The following is a 223-nucleotide window of genomic DNA, read 5'->3' as shown; positions in this document are numbered from 1 at the left end:
TCCCGTACTTCTTACAATTGCGATGGGGGGACGGAGAAGGCTAGGTGGGCCTGGCGACGGTTGTCCAGGTTCAAGTGCGTAGGCTTGAGAGTTAGGTAAATCCGGCTCTCTCTAAGGCTGAGACACGATGTCGAGCTACTACGGTAGTGAAGTCATTGATGCCATGCTTCCAGGAAAAGCCTCTAAGCTTCAGATTGTAAGGAATCGTACCCCAAACCGACAC

General features: G+C 52.0%; 1 rRNA gene. It reads left to right on the top strand.

The window, feature by feature from the left end:
• Nucleotides 1–223: ribosomal RNA gene (locus tag AC5O63_RS22515) — 23S ribosomal RNA — on the top strand; the annotation flags it as partial.

It is taken from the genome of Vibrio sp. SCP2, assembly GCF_059295395.1.
The sequence above is the reverse complement of the archived record's forward strand: the minus strand, read 5'-3'. Positions and strand labels throughout refer to the sequence as shown.